Source organism: Microcoleus sp. FACHB-1515 (assembly GCF_014696105.1).
Taxonomy (GTDB): Bacteria; Cyanobacteriota; Cyanobacteriia; order Elainellales; family Elainellaceae; genus JAAUTJ01.
Genome location: NZ_JACJPO010000067.1, coordinates 58,070 through 77,343 on the forward strand (window position 1 = coordinate 58,070; position 19,274 = coordinate 77,343).

Here is a 19,274-nt window from a genome sequence, read left to right on the forward strand (position 1 = left end):
CGATCGCCTGAAGCGCGATCGCTTTTTGCTTTAACGGGAAACAGGTTCACGCTGAAGTGCAGTAGTGAGCATTCGCTTCAGGTCGCTCATTTCCGACTTGAGGTCGGCCACATCTGCACTGAGCTGATCGAGACGGGTGGTCAGTTGAGCGATGGCTTCGCCACTGAGTGCACTGGGTTCGATCGGCGTTTTGGTCTGCCACAGGGAGACATTGAGCGCCGACAGAATTTTTTGGACGGTGGAAAGAGTCGGGTCATAAGTGGGATCGTTGAGGATGCGGCTAATTTGCTGCGTGTAGCCGCTCGGACTGCCGCCGTGCTGTTCAGCAATGCGGGCAGAGACTTTGCGGACGCTCATCTGCTGAAGTTCCATCAGCTCGCGAATCGCTTCGGCTACCGTGTGCATTTTTCCTCACCCAGAATTGAATCAAACAGACGCGATCGGTTTTGTCTGCTTGCGGTTTAAGACTTTGCCCCTCATCCCTGGCAGCGTTTTAACAGGCATTGATCCTCCCCAACCCCACAACAAGGAGGGAGCCAAACCGCCCCTCAAAATCCTCCTTGTTAAGGGGACAGAGGGATCGATTCCTGCCAAGAGCGCTTCGCGGCTAGCGTTGCTGATCCCTATCGGATCGGGCACGAGGAGCATCGCTACCAATCGATCGCCCTACAGCCCGACTAGCTCACGCGATTCGAGGCCAACGAGCTTTTCGGCGATCGCCCAGCGTGCTTCGAGCTTGGCAACGCTGAACTGGTTGCGGAGATATTCAAGGTGAGAAAGGCCGTTCGATTTCTGTGAGGTGAGCATAACAAGCTTGCCGAGAAGCTGCTGATACTCATCGTTTTCTTGCAGAATTTCAAAGCGGCGGGCTTTGCGCTGATTGTCGTTCTTCAGCGTCGATTCAAACGCAACGATGACTTCGGCTTTGCCTTCTAGCGCGGCGATGTCCTGACGCAGATCGAGAATTTGGCGATCGAGGTCATTCACCGCTTGAGCGGCTTGGTCAATCAAAGCAGGATACTGGCTGAGCTTCATAACACTCCAACAAGTAATAAGCAATACAAAACGAGGCAACAGGTTATGACGCAATCAGCGCTTGGGCACGAGGCGCAATTGCGATCGGACTGGGCGGCAGGCTGGCGTTTTCTAAGACCGTGACTTCTACGTTGACCGAGAGCAGATAAGCACCAGCGGGAATATCGCCCAATGATTCGGCAACGAGCCTTGCCAAATCCGGACGTTCAGCGGTGATCGGGTCGCGCAACACGCAGCGATCCCATTCATATTCAGCGGACGGGTCAAGACTCAAAACGTAGTGCTTCGACATGATGATGGGGGAAGCAGTTGATGATTCTATTGTAGTGCAAATTCACAACAACTGCACGGGCTGCATCAAGCGGCAACAGGTGCGGTTTCAGGCGCAATAACCGTCAGCCTTTCAGGACGCGAAGCGATTTGACGTTCCCAGGCAGCAAGGGTGGAAGCAAGGTCGGGTCTATCGCGCACCACAACTTCATAGCTGGAGTTTTTGAACATCTGACTTTGCCGCAGTTCAACGCTCAAACCAGGATGAGCAAGCGATCGCAGAAATTTTTGCGCCTGCCGCAAGCTGCCAAATCCAATGCAGCAAAACTGGCTTGGTCCGGTTAAACTCGTGCGGCGAAAGGGCGATCGCACATTTAACACACGGGGAGAGAGGTACTGACCGACGCGGCCTTGTCCCAATGCAAAGAAGCGACCAATCTGCATAAAATCATTTCTACTCACTCTTCTATTGTAGTGCAAGCTCACTACATCTGGCGTCGAGATTCCCGATCGCTGCGGTTCGCCATGCTAGTACTAGTGTACTTATTATCGAGCGATTTTGCCAATTTGAAGGGCGATCGCTTCAGTTCACAAAGCTGCATGTTCTGTCCGAATGTCGATTCGAGGAGCGATCGCGTTTGGCTAAGCTCTTGCTCAGTTCTCAAAGCATTCCTTCGACCTGTGGATCTCGCTCAATTTGTTGATAAAAACCTTTACACACTTGATTTACTGCTGATCGGCTTGGTGCTGATGGGCGTAACGCTCGGATCAGGCTGGATTACGCGCCTGCCGATTTCCTATGCGCTGATTTACCTCGTCGTGGGGATTGCGCTGAGTCCTTACGGTCTAAATTTGGTGCGTGTTCGACCGGATGCGGAATTTCTAGAGCGGCTGACGGAAATTGTCGTCTTGGTGTCGCTGTTTAGCTGCGGGCTGAAGATGAATCGTCCGCTGAATCTGTGGGCGTGGCGATCGACCATCCGCCTGATCGGGCTGCTGATGCCACTGACGATTTTTGCCGTTGCTGCGATCGGCCACTATTTCCTAAAGTTCGATTGGGGCGAAGCCATTTTGCTGGGAGCGATTCTTGCACCAACCGATCCAGTGTTGGCCTCGGAGGTGCAGCTTTTTGACACAGAAGACCGTGACGAGTTGCGCTTTGGTTTAACTTCCGAAGGTGGACTCAACGACGCGCTGGCTTTTCCATTTGTCTACTTTGGAATTCACTGGCTGGAAAATGACCAGTGGCAAACGTGGTTTCCCAAGTGGGTGGGCGTGGATTTGATTTGGGCGATCGCTGCCGGATTGGTGATGGGCATTGTGGTTCCGCAAGCGATCGTATGGGTCGATCGACGGTTGCAGCGCATTCGTCCGGTTGACACGCTGATGGAAGAATTCATAGCGCTCAGTATCGTTTTAATTACCTACGCCGTCACAGAACTGGTTTATGGCTATGGCTTTATGGCCGTTTTTGTAGCGGGAATCGTGACGCAGCGCAGCTACCACAATCCCGATAAGCAACTGGCGCAGCTTGAATTTACCGAACGGATCGAAAAGCTGCTGGAAGTCGCGACGATTTTGCTACTCGGATCGCTACTGCGGGTCGAGCCGATCGCTCGCTTTGGCGTCGAGGGCTTGTTCATCGCCGGAATTTTGCTGTTTGTGATTCGACCTGTCAGCACGATGCTGTGTACTTGGGGTGAAAACACGCATATCGTGCGCCGCTTGCTGTTTGGCTGGTTTGGCGTGCGCGGCGTGGGGTCGCTCTACTACCTGTTTTATGCATTTGGCAACGGACTTGGCGACGAAACAGGCGAAGCGATCGCCTGGATCACGTTCATCACGATCGTCGTTTCCGTTGTGCTGCATGGCGTCACCTCCACGCCGATCATGAACTGGTACGAAAAGCACCTCGAAACCCGTCGGCAAAAGCTGGCAAACTCCGACTACATTCGACCTTGAGTTGCATTCGACTTTAGAAGCAAAGTTGCATGAGCCGTCCCAAACGGGTTAAGCGACTCAATTCGTCAGTCCTGCTCAAGCTCCTCCAGACGATTGGGTCAAGTCGGTATGGTTGCAATAGCTAGAGGTGTATACGGGTACACTACAAAGTGGTTCGGCTCTTCCAGGTCGCCCAGCTTTCGTTGATTTCGATCGTTCCGCAAATGATGCTCCTGGTTTGTCTGGTTGGAAGAATTTTGCTTCAACAATTCACTTCTCTTGTACAAGCCCAGCCTTCATTAACGCGCCATACCTTGATCAATTTATTGATCCGGATGGCCGGAATCTTCATCATTTCTGCTCTGCTGACCTACGGGCATATCGTGGGGCAGGCGCAGTTTGCCACTCAGGAGCAGCTTCAGAAATACGTTACTGAGCGAGGCAAGCGCGAAGAAGCCATTTTTCAACTGGCGATCGATCGCCACCGTTTGATTCAACAAGCCTTTGCCGTTATCGCCGCCCAAGCCTTGCCCGCTCAACCGCTGACCAAGCTGTTTGCCTGGTCAGATGGCACGCACCGCAACTTTCCAGAACAGCAGGATTTGCAGCAGTTCGAGGGTGAGTCAAAGTCCTCGGTTTTTGTCGGGCGAGATGTTGCTTTGACGCCAACGCTCCAGCAGCAGATTCGGCGGTTTGAACAGTTGCTCTTGCAGTATGCCCCAGCATGGCGCGATCGCTTCATCAATACCTGGATAGCATCTCCTGAAAATGTCGCTGTCACCTACTGGCCGGAAGTGCCTGGGCCATTGATGGTTGCAGGTGATTTTGATGTTCGCAACGAAAGGTTTTTCTACCTGTCCGATCGCCAGCATGACCCCCAGCGGCAAACGGTCTGGACGGATGCCTATCAAGATCCAGCCAGTCCCGATTGGGTCGTTTCTGTGGTCACACCGATCGACAATGCCGCAGGGCAGCACATCGCCAGCGTGGGGAATGACGTTGTGCTGAACCATTTGATCGATCGCACGAATGCCGATCGATTTCCCGGAACTTACAATTTGATCGTGCAAGAGGATGGCAACTTGATTGCTCATCCCAACTACACCACGCTGATCGCGGCAAAGCACAAAACGCTCAAGCTGCAAGAGTTGGCCGATGCCCATCTCAGCCGCATCTTTGCCTTGATTCAATCCACCGAACTGACCGATGCAGTTGCCGATCGATCGCCAAGCAGTGCGCGAGTGATTGAGAACAATCGCGATCGCGAATACATTGCTGTCACTCGACTGGCCGGGCCAAACTGGTATTTTGTCGCGGTTTATCCTCGCTCTTTAATGCAGGAAAGTGCCTGGAGCGCAGCGCGGTTCGTTTTGCTCTCTGGTGGCGTTGCGCTCGTGGTTGAAATGCTGTTCATCTACCGCGCCCTGAATGAGCAGGTTACTCAGCCACTCGCTCAACTTCTGCACTCGACTGAGCAGTTGGCTCAGGGCAACTTTCAGGTGCAGTTGCCCATCGGAAGGCAAGACGAGTTGGGGCAACTGTCGCAAGCATTCGTCCAAATGTCAGACCAGTTACAAACTCTGTTCGCCACCTTGGAAGAGCAGGTTGCCCATCGGACGGCTGAGCTAGAAGCTGCAAATCAAGAACTCCAACGCTTGTCACGCTTAGACGGGCTTACGCAAGTGGCGAACCGACGGTATTTTGACGAGTACCTGGCTCAGGAATGGCTGCGGCTGCGACGAGAACAGCAACCGCTGGGGCTGATTTTGTGCGATGTTGACTTTTTCAAACAGTACAACGACCACTATGGACACCTGGGAGGAGATGACTGTTTGCAGCAGGTGGCACAGCAAATTCAACTTGCACTTGCTCGTCCCGCCGATTTGGTTGCACGCTATGGGGGTGAAGAGTTTGCCGTCATTTTACCCAACACCTCGCTAGATGGAGCTATTGTCGTTGCCCAAAAAATTCAAGCCCAAATTCGGCAGGCTCAGATTCCGCATTCTGCCTCTAGCATTTGCTCATTTGTGACGCTGAGTCTCGGTGTCGTCAGTTTCATACCCGATCGAGAAACAACCTTTGTCTCGCTGATTAAGCAGGCAGACGAAGCACTCTACCAAGCAAAACAGCAGGGGCGCGATCGCCTCCAGATAGCTTGTCACCCGGAGGCGATCGCTGTGATTGAAAAGTAGAAAGCTTCCTGAAGCTTTTGCCACTCCAGCAATCGCCGCAGTAGAGGCAGTCGATCGCGCCCAACAATGATCGTTACAAGTGCCTTCCTTTTCACGACATCCTCCAAAAAATCTCTGGGCGAGGGTCGGTTTTCTGATAGCTTACTTACTGAGGGTCAGAAAAGCCGCTCTTGCTTTACTGGGAGGAAATTATCGATGTCGATTTTGTTTCAATTGGCGCTTGGCGCTTTGGTGTTGCTGTCGTTCGCAATGGTTGTTGGCGTTCCGGTTGCTTATGCTTCGCCGCGCAACTGGGATCAATCGAAGCGGTTGATTTTCTTGGGATCGATCGTCTGGGTCGTTCTGGTTTTCCTCGTCGGCGGGTTGAACTATCTGGTGGTTTAAGCTAGAAGAAACGTTCAATTTTTCGGGTTTAACATGGCCGTTTTTGAAGGCACTTTTACTCAAACCGAACCGCTTAGGTTTGCGATCGTCATCGGTCGCTTTAATGACTTGGTGACCAGCAAGCTGCTGGCAGGCTGCCAAGACTGTCTGAAGCGGCATGGGGTAGACGTTGACCCGCACGGCACTCAGGTCGATCAGTTTTGGGTTCCGGGCAGCTTTGAAATTCCGCTGATGGCGCGACAAGTTGCCCTGACGCATCGCTATGATGCTGTGATCTGCCTGGGTGCTGTGATTCGCGGACAAACGCCCCACTTTGATTATGTTTCGGCAGAAGTGTCCAAGGGTGTCGCTGCTGCCGGATTCCAAACGGGCGTTCCCGTCATCTTTGGCGTTCTGACCGTCGATACGATGCAGCAGGCTTTAGAGCGAGCAGGCATCAAGGCGAATCTCGGCTGGGAATACGCAATGAGCGCGATCGAAATGGCAAGCTTGATGCGTCAGGTGAGAACGATCGCCGCCGAACCGTTTCCACCCAACGGGCTGCCCGGTTCCACGCAGCTTCCGGCTTCGCTCAAAAGCGCAACGGCCAGCGAGAGCGATCGATTTGATGAGTCGGACGGCATGGGGGGTTGACAAGCCAGTGAAATTTCGCGATACTGGTTAAGCAATCAAGCAATGCGGGTATAGCTCAGTGGTAGAGCGCAACCTTGCCAAGGTTGATGTCGCGCGTTCGAATCGCGTTACCCGCTTCCGAAATTTACTTTTTACGTCTAAACCGTAGGAACACAACGCATCGTGTCCCTACGGTTTTTGCGCGTTGCTACGCTTCGACCACAACGCGATCGACCGGATAGGCAACACAGGCCAACACATAGCCCGCCTGCTGATCAGTCGCCGATAGCGCAGTTGGCAGCGAATCGTAGCGGACTTGGCCTTCGTGCGATCGCACCTTGCAAGCGCCACAGGCTCCAACCCGACAGCCCGATCGAATCGAAACACCCGACTGCTCTGCCAGTTCCAAAATTGAACTTGTGCCGTCGGCTGAAACTTCCTGACTGGAGCGTGTAAAGCTGACCGCAGGCGAGGCGGGGGCAGCTTTGCTTTGACGTGGCGGCAACACCTGCGGCTCAATGAACGGCAAGGCTTCCGCATGAACTTTGCCGTTGCCGTTGCCGTTGGTCGCTGGTAGCGGTGGCTTGGCGATCGTAGGCGTCGTTGGGCGCGGCGTTGCTTTTTTGCCGCCAAAGCTTTCTTCTTGGTAGTTTCGCATCGGGAAGTCCATCGCTTGCAGCGTGGATTTGATGCTTTGCATGAACTCGTTGGGACCGCAGACGAATACGGCGCGATCGAGCAAATCGGGCACAACCCAGTTCAACATCGCTTGTGAAATGCGTCCGGTCAAGCCCATCCAGGGCAGATTGACGGCAGGGCGAGTCAGCGTCACGGCCAAGTGGAAATTCGGCATCTGCGTCGCCATTGTTTCCAGTTCCGTCCGAAACACAATGTCGTTTGGCGTGCGGGCGCTGTGTAGAAACACGATGTCGCAGTTGGATAAGGTGTCTTGCACCCAGCGCGACATCGACATCATGGGCGTGATGCCGCTGCCTGCCGAAATCAAAAGCAGTTTTGGCGGCAGATTTGGCAGACAGGTGAAGTTTCCCATCGGGCGATCGAGCAGACGGACACGATCGCCTACATTGAGATGCTCGTGCAGCCAGTTGGACACCAAACCCGGAGGCAAACTGGCATCAGCAGCGGGGACGCGCTTCACCGTGATTGCCAAATGATAAGGACGAGTGGGCGAGGAGGAAATTGAGTAGGGGCGGATCGCAGGTTTGCCGTTGATTTCCACTTCCAGGTTGATGAACTGTCCTGGCTGAAAGTCGAACAAAACAGGCGGTTCCGCAATGAAACAGAAAGTTTTTACGTCTGGGGTTTCGTCGATGATGCGTAGGCAGCGGCAAACCAGTTCACCCGACATCCAGTTGCGATCGGACGGCGGAACCGGAGCGATCGCCGCTTCAAACACAGCAGGCGGCGTCACTTCCTCGACATGCAAAAACGTTTCGCCAATTTGCAGTAAGTCACCCGCTTGCAGTGGGCGCGTTTCATTTGGTGCGATGATTTCACCGTTGAGTACCGACCCGGACGTGCTGCCAACATCGGTGAAGTAGTACGCCTCGTCGCGATAAACGATTTGACCGTGAATGCGGCTCACTTCCAGGTTGGCAAGAACCACATCACAAGACGGATTGCGGCCAATCATCCATTCGAGGCGATCGGGCTGGGTGGCTTCAAGCTGGTGCGTTTGAAACTGCTGCTGCTCAAAGTTGACAGACTTGATTTTTAGCATTGTGGAAGGGTTAGGGGTTGGGGCTAGGGGTTTGAGGTTAAGGGAAATCCCTAGGGCGTGCTTTAAAAGTTCCGGAACGGTGGATTGCTTGCGCTTCGATCCCCCTGTCCCCTTGAGAAGGGGGACTTTGAGTCGTTTCGTTCCCTCCTTATGGGGTTAGGGAGGATCAATGCCTTTTAATACACACCCGCAGCGATCGAGCAGAATTAGCGGCGTCCAGCGGGAGGGCGGTTGCGTTTGAGATGTTTGCCGATCGTTTTGGCGGCGGTTTCAACATCGTGAATCGGAACGGCTCGCTGCAAATCGGGGGAAATCAAAATGTTGGGGTTTGTCGTGGCGATCGCTTCCAAGATGGCAAAGTGGTCTGCATCTTGAAGCTGAAATTCTTGGCGGAGCTTTTTGAAGAAATCGAAGCTGGAGGGGACAGAGATCACCTGCTGCTCTAGCGCATCCTGCACCATGCCTTTGTACATGTCGAGTCGCTGCTGCTGAGAAAATCCGGGCAGCACTTTGACGAGCGTGTAGGCTTCGTCAGGCGAAAGATCGTCGATCGATCGGCCTTCGAGCAGGCTGGAATCGAGGTTCAGCTTGTGAAGCTGCTTGCGTAAACTGGTTGCCATGCGTTCGCGTTCATACTGCGGGCGCGTCCGACCCAAGGTGCGATAGAGCCAAATGGCACCCACTAAAACGATTAGCGCGTTAAAGGCCAAGAGCGGATAGGTCGGCATTCGATTCAGCGTTGGGCGCGCGCCATAGCTGAAGAACGTCCAGAAGGAAGCGACGGTGAACAGCGTAAACATCACGTGCTGCGCTTGTTCTGCCGAAGCAGGGCGACCGCGCCAAACGGTAAAGCGGCGGTAGAGCTTTTCGAGGATGAGGCCGATCGTAAACGTTGCCATCGTAAACACGATGTACGTGATGTAGACTGCCGCAACCTTGGGAATGTAGATAATTTGGCCGTTGATGTAGAAACCCGGATCAAACAGCTTGGTGAGCAAATCTTCTTCGTGCGTCCAAGCGCCAGTGAAGTAGTAATCCCAGTTGCCAGAGTAAAGGAAGTAGTAGAAATAGAACGCGATCACCATGCCGATGTAGCCATACTGCACCAGCCGCCGCCCTGGTTTTTTCAGTTCTTCCCAGTAGGTTTTTTCGGCATCAATGTCGATACACGGACTTTTGCAGCTTACGCAGGCGCTTTTCTCTTGGCGCGTGGTGGGATCGATCGTGCGGCACATCGACTGGGTGATGGCTCCGGGCGTGGTGTGTGCCTGACTGCCAAGGAGCGATCGCGGCCCGGTGTAAACCATTTGTACCGGAGCCATCGGACAAAAATAGTTGCACCAGCTTTTTCCGGCATAAAGCCAGCCGACCAAAATCGCAGACAGAATCGTGAAGATCAAGAAGTAGCCGAGCGAGGCGCGATGCCCGTTGACAAACAGAATTCGCAGCCCCAAGCCGACGACAAACAGAAAATACTGCACATACAAGTGGTTGCGACCGAGCCAGGAATTTTCGCCGATCGTCACGACCTCATAGCGAACTTCTTGCGTGACCGGATCAACCACCTTGCGCCTGCGCTGAATCCCTAACGCTCTGGGAATTTGCGAAAAGAATGACAGCGGACAAATGCGTCGCCAAAACTCATGCCCCAAAACCAGCAAAATGAAAATTCCCGCCGGAACAATCATCGCCCACCACATCAGGACGGTCATCGAAAACGGCTGCTCTGGCACACACATCTCGCGAATTCGCACACAGCGAGTCGGGTCAAGATAAATCTCTGGGTTCAAGCTAAACGGCGTTCCACTTCCCGGTGCGGTAAACCTCGGCGTGATTGGGTCATAAAACATGGAAACAATGAGAACGAGCCAGCCGATCGCCAGCAACCAGCGAACTCGATGCATCGTCTTCTCAGAAACATTGTTCAGCATTGTCGTATCTCCAGTTCAGAGTGAAAGGGGGTTAGGGGTTAGGGTGAAAAGGCAAGAGCAGTAGGCGAGTAAAAAGCAGAGCACAACAGGGAAAAAACACTACTGAATCGCCGCCACCTGCCAGATCCGCAACTGCTGATCGGCACTCCAGCAAGCCAAATACCGCTGATCGGCACTCAGCGCCGCCTGCAAATTTCGCCATTGGCTCGCTGTTGTTCTGCTGAGCCATCCGCTTTCTCGCGTCCGCACCTCAACACTGCCGTTATCAAAAACGGTCAGCAGCCGTTGACCATCCAGAAACGCCGTCAGCGCTTGCCCTTGCTCATCCGCAAAAACGCGCAACAACTCCTCACGATCGAGATCCCACAAGAGCGATCGATCCTTCCCCACACTCAGCAGCGTTTGATCATCAACCATTTGCAGCGTGACGATCGCTTCGGTATGTCCGGCAAACGTGCGGCGCAGTTCGCCCGTCGCCAAATCCCACACCTGAAGCTGTTGCGTCGTCGCTTCACTGCTGCTCGCACTAATCAAACTCGTGCGGCCAAACGTTACTGCCGTCACCTCGCCATTTGGAACGTTCAGCGTTCTCACCAGCGTTCCAGTGTCCACATTCCACAATCGCACCGTGCCATCTTTGCTGCCGCTGGCGATCGTTTGTCCATCCGCACTAATGGCGATCGAAATCACCGCCTGTGGACTGCCGCGCAACTCTCGCAGCAGCTTACCCGACGCAATATCCCACAGGCGTACCGTTCGGTCTTCACTGCTGCTCACCAGCAGACGACTGTCGCGACTGACGCTCAGCGCCGTAATTCGATCGCCATGTCCCTCCAGCGTTTTCAGCGCCGATCCATTCGGCAGCGACCACAGCCGCAAGACATGATCGGCTCCAGCCGTCACAAGAACTTGATTATTGGGCGTGATTGCCATCTGCTCGATCGCCGACTGCATCGGTAAATCTCGCAGCAAGGTTAATTGCAGATTCGATCGGCGCGTCAAAGCGGAAACATGCGTGAATAGTGCATTGATCGACTGGCCGCGATCGATCACCATCCAGCCGCCCGTAAACGCCAGCAGTGCCACCGCAGCCGTTGGCTTCCAGGCTTGTTTGGCTTGCGCTCCAATCTGACTAAACGATCGCTGCCAGGCCGACATTGACCAGCGACGCTGCGCTCTGTGTTTGCCAAAGCCCGGAACCGCTTCGAGTGCGACCAAAACGTCTGTCGCCCGCGCAAATCGATCGCGAGCTTGCGGCTGCACCATGCGTTCGAGAATTGCGGTGAGTTTGGGGTCGATCATTTCATACAGATCAACTTGCCAGTCGAGCGTTCCCGTGATGCTGTCGTATTCCAACCGCAGCGGTGCTAATCCGGTCATCAGGTTGATAACCGACATTCCCAAAGCATAAAGATCGCTGCTGAAATCAACCTGACCCGCTTGCTGTTCGTCCGGCATAAATCCGGGTGTGCCGATCGCCAAGGCCGTTTCAGCATCGTGATCGGGCTGGGCGATCGCCTTCCAAAACGCCGCACCAAAATCGATTAAAACGATTCGGCCATCGCTGCGTCGCTGCATTAAGTTACTCGGCTTGATGTCGCGATGGATCACCTGATGGCTGTGAATAAACTCAAGCACCGGAAGCAGATCAAACAGCAAGGCGATCGCACCTTGAGCCGTTAACCGCCGTTTGCGAGCCGCCCAACTGCCTAAATTTTCGCCATCAATATAGTCTTGAACCTGATAGGTTTGATCAGAATCTTGACAGTAAGCGAGCAGCGTAGGAATTTGGTCGTGCTGCTGCCCCAAAGCATCAAGAATGCGAGCTTCAGCATCGAACAAGCGTTGAGCAGTGTCGAGCGAAATCGTACTTTTTGCAGATAGCTTGAGGCATTTAACGACGCAAAGTGGATGTTGTGGACGGTATTTGTCACGAGCGAGATAAGTCTCACTGAATCCGCCTGAACCGAGTTTTTTCACAACTAGGTATCGTTCAGCTAATAGTTGCCCAATCATGTGAATTCAAGTCCTCAGTGCAGTCGTGGCATTGCCACAGGATTTTTCAGCACTCCTGATGGTGTAAACCTTGACGATCGAAGCCTCTAGCCTCAGATGCCGCTTCAATCGCCGTTCCAATCACAAAATCGAAAAATCTAATTCCAAATCGGCAGATGCTGCGCCGTGAGTTGAGCCGATCGCTGAGCTTGGGAACGAAACGCGATCGAAGGCTCTATCTCTTATAACAGCAGAAACAAAAGTTGACTACTTTGATTCTGTGTTTTACAGGTAATTGGAATTGCGGCAGAATCCCTGTGTTCTAATTAAGCATGAATCTAGGCTTGCTGCCCATGCCTGTGCCAGTTTAGCAACTGTAAGGCAAAAGCGGACAGGTTGGAGTACGTTAATTTGCGGTTCTGACAGCTTCGATCGATCGCGCGACCCGTTGTTCTGTCTGCGTTCGGGTGTTGTCTGTGATATTCGAGCGAGTTCTAGTCCGGTCAGAAACTTTTGTGGCAGGAATTAAACTGTCATAGGTTGAACACCGATTTGCTGACACAATCGCATTTGCTACAGCAGGGTAATCAGCGATTCAGGAAGAAATGTATAAAGATTTGATGAAGTTGAGCGGGAAATTCAGGATCTTCCGGTTAAGGCCAGAATGTAGAAGCAGCATTTTCAGATAGGCTCTCAGCCAGAGCTAGCCTAAGCTTCGAAAAATGCTGCTTGAGCGCATTAATTAGCGCTTCCGAAGGACAGTTAATCGCGATCGCCTGTTGTCACTCTACTGGAACTCTACAAGGACTTGTTCAATGCTGAATCGATCGCTTCAACCTCCGGTTCTTCAAACTATCCAACGTGGGTTGTCACTTCGGTTTGTACAATTTTTGTGCCAGCGCCAAGCCGAATTTAATCATTCTAGAAATCATTGCTTGCAAGCGATCGCTTGGTAAAAGTCATCTCTACACCCACACCAATTCGCAGGCAAAGTTCGACTACTTTGTTGGATTGCTGCGTCTGACAAAATCTCTACACAAAATTCAAGACCTGGAAATATGATTTCGATGCTGTTGAACCAACTCAAAACTCAGCCCAAAAATCTATTGGAGTCTTTCAAAAACCTGTTTGGCTCAACGCAGGCTCGCAAGCTGGCTAAAGAATATGAGCAGACAATTCGATCGCTGTTTGAGCATCCGCTGATGGCGACGGCTCTGATCGATTTGAGCGGCAACTTGATTCAGAGCAATCGTCGTTTTTGCGACCTGTTGGGCGCAGAAACTCATGCAGAAGCGCAAGCAGAAATCGATCGACTCTCCAATCAAATTCTCGACCAAAATTTGCGACAAACGCTGCTCAGCGGCGGAGCAAATTTCTATTTCACTGAAAAGCAACTCACTAGCAGAGATCATGAAGTTGTCTGGGTAAAGCTCAGCGCTTCACTCGTCAGCTTGCCAACTGAGACGATCGCCCACCGAAAATGTTTCGCCATTCTGCTCGAAGACATTACAGAAAACAAAAAGATCTATAGTGCGCTGGTGCGAGCCGAAGAAAAATGGAAATCTTTTGTGCTAAACACGCCAAACTTGTTTATTCAAACCAGCAGCAGCGGACAGATCATCTACAGCAGTCCTTCAGTCAAACACATTTTGGGCTATCAGGATGAAGAACTGCTCGACGCTTACATTTGGAACTTCATTCATGTGGACGATCTGCACCGATTTGAGCTGGCGTTGCGGCTGTGGCAAAGCAATTTGGAACACAACAAAGTCGGAATCGAATGCAGATTCAAAGCGAAATCAAACCTGTGGATGTGCCTTTATCTGCAAGGACAGCAGTTTCCAATTTCTGCTGAAGCAAATGGGCTGATTATTGATGGATACAACATCACCGATCGCAAAATTCTGGAAGCACAGCTTCAAGATACTGAGAAGAAGTTCAACTCCTTGATTCTCAATATTCCTGGTGCTATCTTTCAGTGCGATTCGACCTACATGATGAAATCAATCAACAGCGAAATTGAGAACATTACAGGTTATTCGCCTTCTGATTTAATCTGCAATCGCATTCGATCGTATTTGAGCATTGTTCACCCAGACGATCGAGCACGGGTGAAAAATTCAGTTACGCAGCTTCAGTCCGGTCATCACAGCACCTCGCTTGAATATCGAATTATTCACGCGAATGGTGATATTCGCTGGGTGTGTGAGCGCAAACAAAAAGTGTTTAGCACGAGCGGTCAGGCTGTTTGGTTTGATGGCGTTCTGTTTGATATTAGCGATCGCAAACGCACAGAGGAAGATTTGTGGCGCAGCGAAGCGATCAACCGAGCCATGTTTCGAGTGCTGCCGGAGTGGTTAGCCCAGATATAACGTGGCAGCGAGCGACCGTCAGCTTTGGGCAATATAAAAGCGAAGTAACAAATCGCATAGTGTGCCAATATCTCCAAAGCTGCGGTCGCTTAAATTTATGGTATTTCTGAACTGCATTGTTATAAATTACACAGCCTAATGCTGAATTTGACTGCGGCTTGAACCATTAGAATTAAGGACGATCGGAACTTATTGCCGTGAGTCTGCATCATCTTCCTTGATCCTTCAAATTCCAGTTGAGCTTCGTGAAATCTTTCACGAAGCTTGCCCTTGTTCGCAGAGCAGAGCAGTAGAATAGCCTTATCTTGCTTGGTAAGCTGAAATTCTCGCTTCCTGACTAGAAGCAGCAAAAATCCTTTTTATCAATTTCATGTTTATGGACGGTAAGATTCCTGCTTTTGATTTCGGTAAACAGCAGCAAGCCAAGCAGAAGCAAGGAGAAACGGCGATCGCCCTGAACAGTAGCTCAAGCGATTCTGCTCAATTCGAGCTGATTGAGCAGCTTGGAGCCGAAGAGAAATTAGCATTCATTCGCGAACTTCTGCCGCAGCTCAGCGTGCTTGAACTGCGCTCGCTCATCGAACTTGCCCAGCAGGAAATCAGCGATCGCCAACGTCAAACGGCCACACCTACAGCGGCAACTCCGATTACTCGACTGCTGCTTAAGAAAGACTATACCTATCAAAGTCGTGGCCTCAAAGAACCGACTCAATACTTCGTGTATCTCAGGCGTGCAAAGCCAAAGCTCGATCGCTATATCGGTACACTTTTTTACATACCAACGGGCTGCACGCTCGCCTATTCACGCGACCCAGAAGGCCGAATTCTGTTTAACCCACCTCACAATATTTTTGCTCTTAAAGATGCGAATAATCCACTCGTGAATCAACTGGTGCGGCTCATTTGCCTGGAGCCTCCGCCTCCAGAATATACGTTTGATAAACAGCAAGATGATGTTCCAGAAATTCATTTGCAGCTAGAATATCTTGACCCGAAAACGCATCAGCCCATCACAAAAGCTTCGTATGCTTTTCCAGCCTGCATGTATGAAGGCGGCAAGCTCGATCGCTATCGTTGGGAAGTGTCTGCTTTCGATTTGCCAGCTCCTGTTCTTGCTGAACCAACCGTTGAAGTTTCCTCTGCCTCTTCTTCCCGTCGCATTCTTGAACTACCTGCAAAGGCGACAACTTTTTATCTAGAAAATTCTGCTGATGCGATCGCGATTCTAGAGCGGATGCGCCTTTGGGTCGAATGGAGCGAGAAAGCAACGCCGCATTCTAGATGGCAAATTATTCAAAATAAAACAGTTCACACGCTACAAAACACAAGTTCTCAGCGCAAGATCTTCAGCTTTTTTGCGGAGTCAGATGCGATCGGGCTGGAAAGTTCGCTTCCCGTTCTTGTGCGCTGGTTTCAAGACCTTGGCTTAGCTGTTTCTCAAACGCAAAATCCCAATCAATATCGTGCTGATGAGCTAAAGCTTGCCCGCAGCTTATTCATTGATATGAGCTTGCCGCCCACTGACCCGATCGTTGCGCTCAAACAGCTCTTTCACCTAAAGTTTGTCAAGTCAAAATAGATGATTGATGCAGAGTTTGAGATGAAGCTGAATAATTCATCCGGTAGATAGAGCTGCGCGACTTCATATAGTCTAAGTATTGTTTTGATTATTTCATGCACAATTTTCTTGTTTGGATTATGGCGATCGCCAGCGGTGCGACCGTTGCCAATTTGTATTACAATCAGCCGCTTCTAGCCGTCATCGCTCAGCATTTCCGCGCCTCAACGCATGAAGTCAGCTTGATTCCTACCCTGACGCAAATCGGATATGCAACGGGAATTCTGCTGATTGTGCCGCTCGGTGATTGCACAGAACGTCGCCGCCTGATCGTCGTAATGACCGTTTGCACAGCAATTGCCCTTGCCCTCGCCGCCGTTTCACCGAGTTTGCCTTGGTTGGCTACTGCCAGTTTTGCGATCGGCATGATGGCGATCGCAGCGCAGATTATCGTTCCATTTGCTGCTCAGTTGGCCGCCCCCGCAGCCAGAGGCAAAGTCGTCGGCATGGTGATGAGCGGCTTATTCATCGGGATTCTATTAGCAAGAACGATTAGCGGCTACTTAGGCGCGTTCTTGCCCTGGCAGACCGTTTACTGGCTGGGGAGCGGCCTCATGCTCGTGCTGGCGATCGTGCTGCTGCAAACGCTGCCCAAAAGTCAACCAACCCTCCAGCTTTCCTACCTGCGTCTGATGGCTTCTCTATGGCCGATCGCCAAGCAGCCCGCTCTACAAATGGCCTCGATCGTAGGGGCAATGTCATTTGGAGCCTTTAGCGCCTTCTGGACAACCTTGGTATTTCTACTGAAGCAGCCCCCTTACCACTACGGCAGCGAGGTTGCCGGACTGTTCGGACTTGTCGGCATTGTTGGTGCGCTGGCCGCACCACAAGTTGGAAAAATTACCGATCGCCGCAGCCCATTCTTCACCATGCGACTCGGCATTCTCACCAGCACGATCGCCTTTACCCTGTTTTGGATGGCTGGACACCACCTCGGCAGCTTAATCCTTGGCGTCATTCTGCTTGATTTGGGCGTCCAAACCACGCAAATTTCCAACCAAACCAGCATCTACCGTTTACCAACCGAACTGCACAGCCGCCTCAACGCCCTCTACATCATGCTCTACTTTGTCGGCGGCGCGATCGGCTCCTACCTCGGTGCATTTGGCTGGACAAACTGGCAGTGGAGCGGCGTTTGCGCCCTCAGCCTGGGAATGCTTGCGATCGGATTTGCAACCCTGATTTGGCGACAGCGTGCCTCTGCGCTCCCCCTGAGATAGTTCACAATTTTTAACCCGCAATCGCTCAGTTCGCTGCGACTAATCAGAGCGATCGCCCTCATTTCACAATGCCAAGACCACAGTGATACTCACGAATTGACACCCACAAACAAGACCTTTGAGAGTTTCAGGTGAAACCCTTGGGTCGGGGTTGGAGGTGTGTGGGGGGTGACCCTTGCCCCCACAGGCTCGGAAACCAAAAGTAATCCTAAACCTCTAAACCACCAACCGCTTCACACCTCCACACTCCGCCAAACACATCGAACTCTGCCCAAACTAACAATTTGTTTGTAACAGAGATCGATCGAATCCTACATCTTGCCGTTCTGCATCACCTGTTGCAGATGATGACGAATTTCCTGCGCCATCTCCATATCATGCTGCATCAGCTTTTGAAACAGCTCAACACAAGGCTGAGACTGCATTTCCTGTGCATCCTTGATGTAGGTATCGTAAGCCTTGATCGCTTCCGCTTTATTCTGCAAAACCGTGAGCAAATCATACTCAAGATTGCTCAAAGCACGATTGCTGCTGTTCATGGTGCTTGCCATAAATTTGTCTCCTGTCAGGATTTATTAACAACCTTTTCTTTAACGCTACTGACCGCTCACCGCAGTTCATCTATCTTTCTGAAGAGGCCAAAACTGTTCAACTCTCACGGCATCATAGAGGTAGATGAATTGGAGCGATCGATGGCGACTTGGGATTTGAATCGATTTGTTAAAACGCTGGCCTACTTCGGCACAATTCCAATCGTCAGCAGCATCGACTGGCTGCAACACCTGCTTGGCAGTCGCCCTGATCCAACCGTTCACTTCAACTTTACAAACATGACCGTGATTCTACTTATCGGTGCAAACAGCAGCATCGGCCAGCAGGTGATGCTGCTGTTACAGCAAGCAGGCTACGCTGTTCGCACTTCGTCATCTGGCGACGCTGAGACGATCGACTCGGACGTGAGCGCGATCGTTTGCTGCACAGACGCCGACCACGATCAACCCTCGATCGACACTGCACAAGTCCGCACTTCGCAACGGCTCTTCGACTTTCGCCAGCCCAGCACTGAAATTGGCGAAGTTTGGGGCGCACTCGACGATGTCGTTATGGGCGGCGTCAGTCAAAGCAGCCTCACTTTCGCTAGCGCCTCCGCTTTATTCTCCGGTGTGGTGTCAATCGACAATTCTGGCGGTTTTGCCTCGGTGAGAACCCGCAACTTTGAGCCAGCGATCGATCTATCCGACTTCACCGGAATCGAACTGCGCGTTAAAGGAGACGGAGCACGCTACAAATTCATGCTACGCAGCGAAACTCGTTGGGACGGCATCGCCTACTGCGCCTCGTTCGACACGATCGCCAACGAGTGGACAACGATCACCATTCCGTTTACCGATTTGATTCCAGTTTTCCGTGCCAAAACAGTTCGTGAGGCAGGCGCGATCGATGCGAGCCAGGTTCGATCGATGCAGTTGATGCTGAGCAAGTTTGAGTATGACGGCGCATTAAATCCGCATTTTACACCTGGATTTTTTCAGCTTCAGGTTGAATCGATCGCGGCCTACTGCTTCAAAACGCCGCTAATTCTTGTCAGCTCCACAGGCATTGTGCTTCCAGATTCGTCACCCGGAGCGATCGCTTTACGCCTGAAAGAAGTAATCAAGGAAATTCCTGCTTATCGCTTGAGTGCGAATCAGCCGTTTTACGATCAATGATTCACACGCTTGATTTTCTTCTATTATTTCGCTTCTCTTAATCATGCAAAATATCTTAACTCAACTGTTTGACTCTAGTTCATTCATTCCGCACGGTCACTGCTACCTTTGGCAACCCGGATTAATTTGGCTTCATCTCATGGTAGTCGTGTAGAAGTAATGATGCTAGGTTAGCAACAGATTTCGATGGACTCTTTATGATGCTTGCTTGTCCCAGTTGCACCTCGACTCAAACGGTGAAGAATGGTCGTATT

At 51.7% G+C, this 19,274-nt stretch carries 16 protein-coding genes and 1 tRNA gene; 9 read left to right on the forward strand and 8 right to left on the reverse strand.

Going from position 1 to position 19,274, the window contains the following annotated elements:
• Positions 1-30: 30 nt before the first annotated feature.
• From H6F67_RS24340 to H6F67_RS24355, 4 genes are all read right to left on the reverse strand, one after another.
• Positions 31-405, reverse strand: a complete 375-nt coding sequence (locus H6F67_RS24340) for a helix-turn-helix transcriptional regulator (RefSeq protein WP_190769243.1) — start codon at positions 403-405, stop codon at positions 31-33.
• Positions 406-666: 261 nt separating this feature from the next.
• Positions 667-1,035: a hypothetical protein gene (locus H6F67_RS24345; RefSeq protein WP_190769244.1), complete on the reverse strand. Its 369-nt coding sequence runs from the start codon at positions 1,033-1,035 to the stop codon at positions 667-669.
• Positions 1,036-1,078: 43 nt separating this feature from the next.
• Positions 1,079-1,327 (reverse strand): hypothetical protein, encoded by a 249-nt coding sequence (locus H6F67_RS24350; protein WP_190769245.1) that lies wholly within the window; start codon positions 1,325-1,327, stop codon positions 1,079-1,081.
• A 65-nt stretch (positions 1,328-1,392) separates the two neighbouring features.
• Complete coding sequence (locus H6F67_RS24355; RefSeq protein WP_190769246.1) at positions 1,393-1,749, reverse strand: hypothetical protein; 357 nt, start codon at positions 1,747-1,749, stop codon at positions 1,393-1,395.
• Between the two features lie 81 nt (positions 1,750-1,830).
• Between H6F67_RS24355 and H6F67_RS24360 the strand changes: the two genes are divergently transcribed.
• From H6F67_RS24360 to H6F67_RS24380, 5 genes are all read left to right on the forward strand, one after another.
• Positions 1,831-3,267: a cation:proton antiporter gene (locus H6F67_RS24360; protein WP_396798994.1), complete on the forward strand. Its 1,437-nt coding sequence runs from the start codon at positions 1,831-1,833 to the stop codon at positions 3,265-3,267.
• Between the two features lie 149 nt (positions 3,268-3,416).
• Positions 3,417-5,438, forward strand: coding sequence for a diguanylate cyclase domain-containing protein (locus tag H6F67_RS28405; protein ID WP_190769247.1), 2,022 nt, complete (start codon positions 3,417-3,419; stop codon positions 5,436-5,438).
• A 195-nt stretch (positions 5,439-5,633) separates the two neighbouring features.
• The gene (gene psbZ, locus H6F67_RS24370) at positions 5,634-5,822 is read left to right on the forward strand and encodes a photosystem II reaction center protein PsbZ (RefSeq protein ID WP_190769248.1); all 189 of its coding nucleotides are present in this window, start codon (positions 5,634-5,636) and stop codon (positions 5,820-5,822) included.
• 33 nt (positions 5,823-5,855) lie between these two features.
• Positions 5,856-6,455, forward strand: coding sequence for a 6,7-dimethyl-8-ribityllumazine synthase (gene ribH, locus H6F67_RS24375; RefSeq protein ID WP_190769249.1), 600 nt, complete (start codon positions 5,856-5,858; stop codon positions 6,453-6,455).
• A gap of 44 nt (positions 6,456-6,499) precedes the next feature.
• Positions 6,500-6,571, forward strand: a tRNA-Gly gene (locus tag H6F67_RS24380).
• A 71-nt stretch (positions 6,572-6,642) separates the two neighbouring features.
• Here the strand turns inward: H6F67_RS24380 and H6F67_RS24385 are convergent.
• From H6F67_RS24385 to H6F67_RS24395, 3 genes are all read right to left on the reverse strand, one after another.
• A complete protein-coding gene (locus tag H6F67_RS24385) occupies positions 6,643-8,175 on the reverse strand; it encodes an FHA domain-containing protein (RefSeq protein WP_190769250.1) in 1,533 nt (510 codons plus the stop codon).
• Positions 8,176-8,381: 206 nt separating this feature from the next.
• On the reverse strand, positions 8,382-10,106 hold the full coding sequence (locus H6F67_RS24390) for a hypothetical protein (RefSeq protein ID WP_190769251.1): 1,725 nt from the start codon (positions 10,104-10,106) through the stop codon (positions 8,382-8,384).
• A gap of 99 nt (positions 10,107-10,205) precedes the next feature.
• Positions 10,206-12,122, reverse strand: a complete 1,917-nt coding sequence (locus tag H6F67_RS24395; protein ID WP_206753937.1) for a serine/threonine-protein kinase — start codon at positions 12,120-12,122, stop codon at positions 10,206-10,208.
• A 1,046-nt stretch (positions 12,123-13,168) separates the two neighbouring features.
• Between H6F67_RS24395 and H6F67_RS24400 the strand changes: the two genes are divergently transcribed.
• From H6F67_RS24400 to H6F67_RS24410, 3 genes are all read left to right on the forward strand, one after another.
• Positions 13,169-14,473: a PAS domain S-box protein gene (locus H6F67_RS24400; protein WP_190769253.1), complete on the forward strand. Its 1,305-nt coding sequence runs from the start codon at positions 13,169-13,171 to the stop codon at positions 14,471-14,473.
• Between the two features lie 376 nt (positions 14,474-14,849).
• Positions 14,850-16,052: a hypothetical protein gene (locus H6F67_RS24405; RefSeq protein ID WP_190769254.1), complete on the forward strand. Its 1,203-nt coding sequence runs from the start codon at positions 14,850-14,852 to the stop codon at positions 16,050-16,052.
• Positions 16,053-16,147: 95 nt separating this feature from the next.
• Positions 16,148-17,311, forward strand: a complete 1,164-nt coding sequence (locus H6F67_RS24410; RefSeq protein WP_199304620.1) for an MFS transporter — start codon at positions 16,148-16,150, stop codon at positions 17,309-17,311.
• Positions 17,312-17,622: 311 nt separating this feature from the next.
• Here the strand turns inward: H6F67_RS24410 and H6F67_RS24415 are convergent, their stop codons facing one another.
• Positions 17,623-17,862, reverse strand: coding sequence for a hypothetical protein (locus H6F67_RS24415; protein ID WP_190769255.1), 240 nt, complete (start codon positions 17,860-17,862; stop codon positions 17,623-17,625).
• Positions 17,863-18,003: 141 nt separating this feature from the next.
• On the opposite strand from H6F67_RS24415, the gene H6F67_RS24420 reads away from it, so the two are divergent.
• On the forward strand, positions 18,004-19,020 hold the full coding sequence (locus H6F67_RS24420; RefSeq protein ID WP_190769256.1) for a CIA30 family protein: 1,017 nt from the start codon (positions 18,004-18,006) through the stop codon (positions 19,018-19,020).
• Positions 19,021-19,274 lie beyond the last annotated feature (254 nt).

Coding starts and splice junctions, on each gene's coding strand:
- H6F67_RS24340 (WP_190769243.1), bottom strand. CDS start 405: ATGCACACGGTAGCCGAAGCGATTCGCGAGCTGATGGAACTTCAGCAG.
- H6F67_RS24405 (WP_190769254.1), top strand. CDS start 14,850: ATGGACGGTAAGATTCCTGCTTTTGATTTCGGTAAACAGCAGCAAGCC.
- psbZ (WP_190769248.1), top strand. CDS start 5,634: ATGTCGATTTTGTTTCAATTGGCGCTTGGCGCTTTGGTGTTGCTGTCG.
- H6F67_RS24400 (WP_190769253.1), top strand. CDS start 13,169: ATGCTGTTGAACCAACTCAAAACTCAGCCCAAAAATCTATTGGAGTCT.
- H6F67_RS24385 (WP_190769250.1), bottom strand. CDS start 8,175: ATGCTAAAAATCAAGTCTGTCAACTTTGAGCAGCAGCAGTTTCAAACG.
- ribH (WP_190769249.1), top strand. CDS start 5,856: ATGGCCGTTTTTGAAGGCACTTTTACTCAAACCGAACCGCTTAGGTTT.
- H6F67_RS24415 (WP_190769255.1), bottom strand. CDS start 17,862: ATGGCAAGCACCATGAACAGCAGCAATCGTGCTTTGAGCAATCTTGAG.
- H6F67_RS24420 (WP_190769256.1), top strand. CDS start 18,004: ATGGCGACTTGGGATTTGAATCGATTTGTTAAAACGCTGGCCTACTTC.
- H6F67_RS24345 (WP_190769244.1), bottom strand. CDS start 1,035: ATGAAGCTCAGCCAGTATCCTGCTTTGATTGACCAAGCCGCTCAAGCG.
- H6F67_RS24390 (WP_190769251.1), bottom strand. CDS start 10,106: ATGCTGAACAATGTTTCTGAGAAGACGATGCATCGAGTTCGCTGGTTG.
- H6F67_RS24360 (WP_396798994.1), top strand. CDS start 1,831: ATGCTAGTACTAGTGTACTTATTATCGAGCGATTTTGCCAATTTGAAG.
- H6F67_RS24350 (WP_190769245.1), bottom strand. CDS start 1,327: ATGTCGAAGCACTACGTTTTGAGTCTTGACCCGTCCGCTGAATATGAA.
- H6F67_RS24395 (WP_206753937.1), bottom strand. CDS start 12,122: ATGATTGGGCAACTATTAGCTGAACGATACCTAGTTGTGAAAAAACTC.
- H6F67_RS24355 (WP_190769246.1), bottom strand. CDS start 1,749: ATGCAGATTGGTCGCTTCTTTGCATTGGGACAAGGCCGCGTCGGTCAG.
- H6F67_RS24410 (WP_199304620.1), top strand. CDS start 16,148: ATGCACAATTTTCTTGTTTGGATTATGGCGATCGCCAGCGGTGCGACC.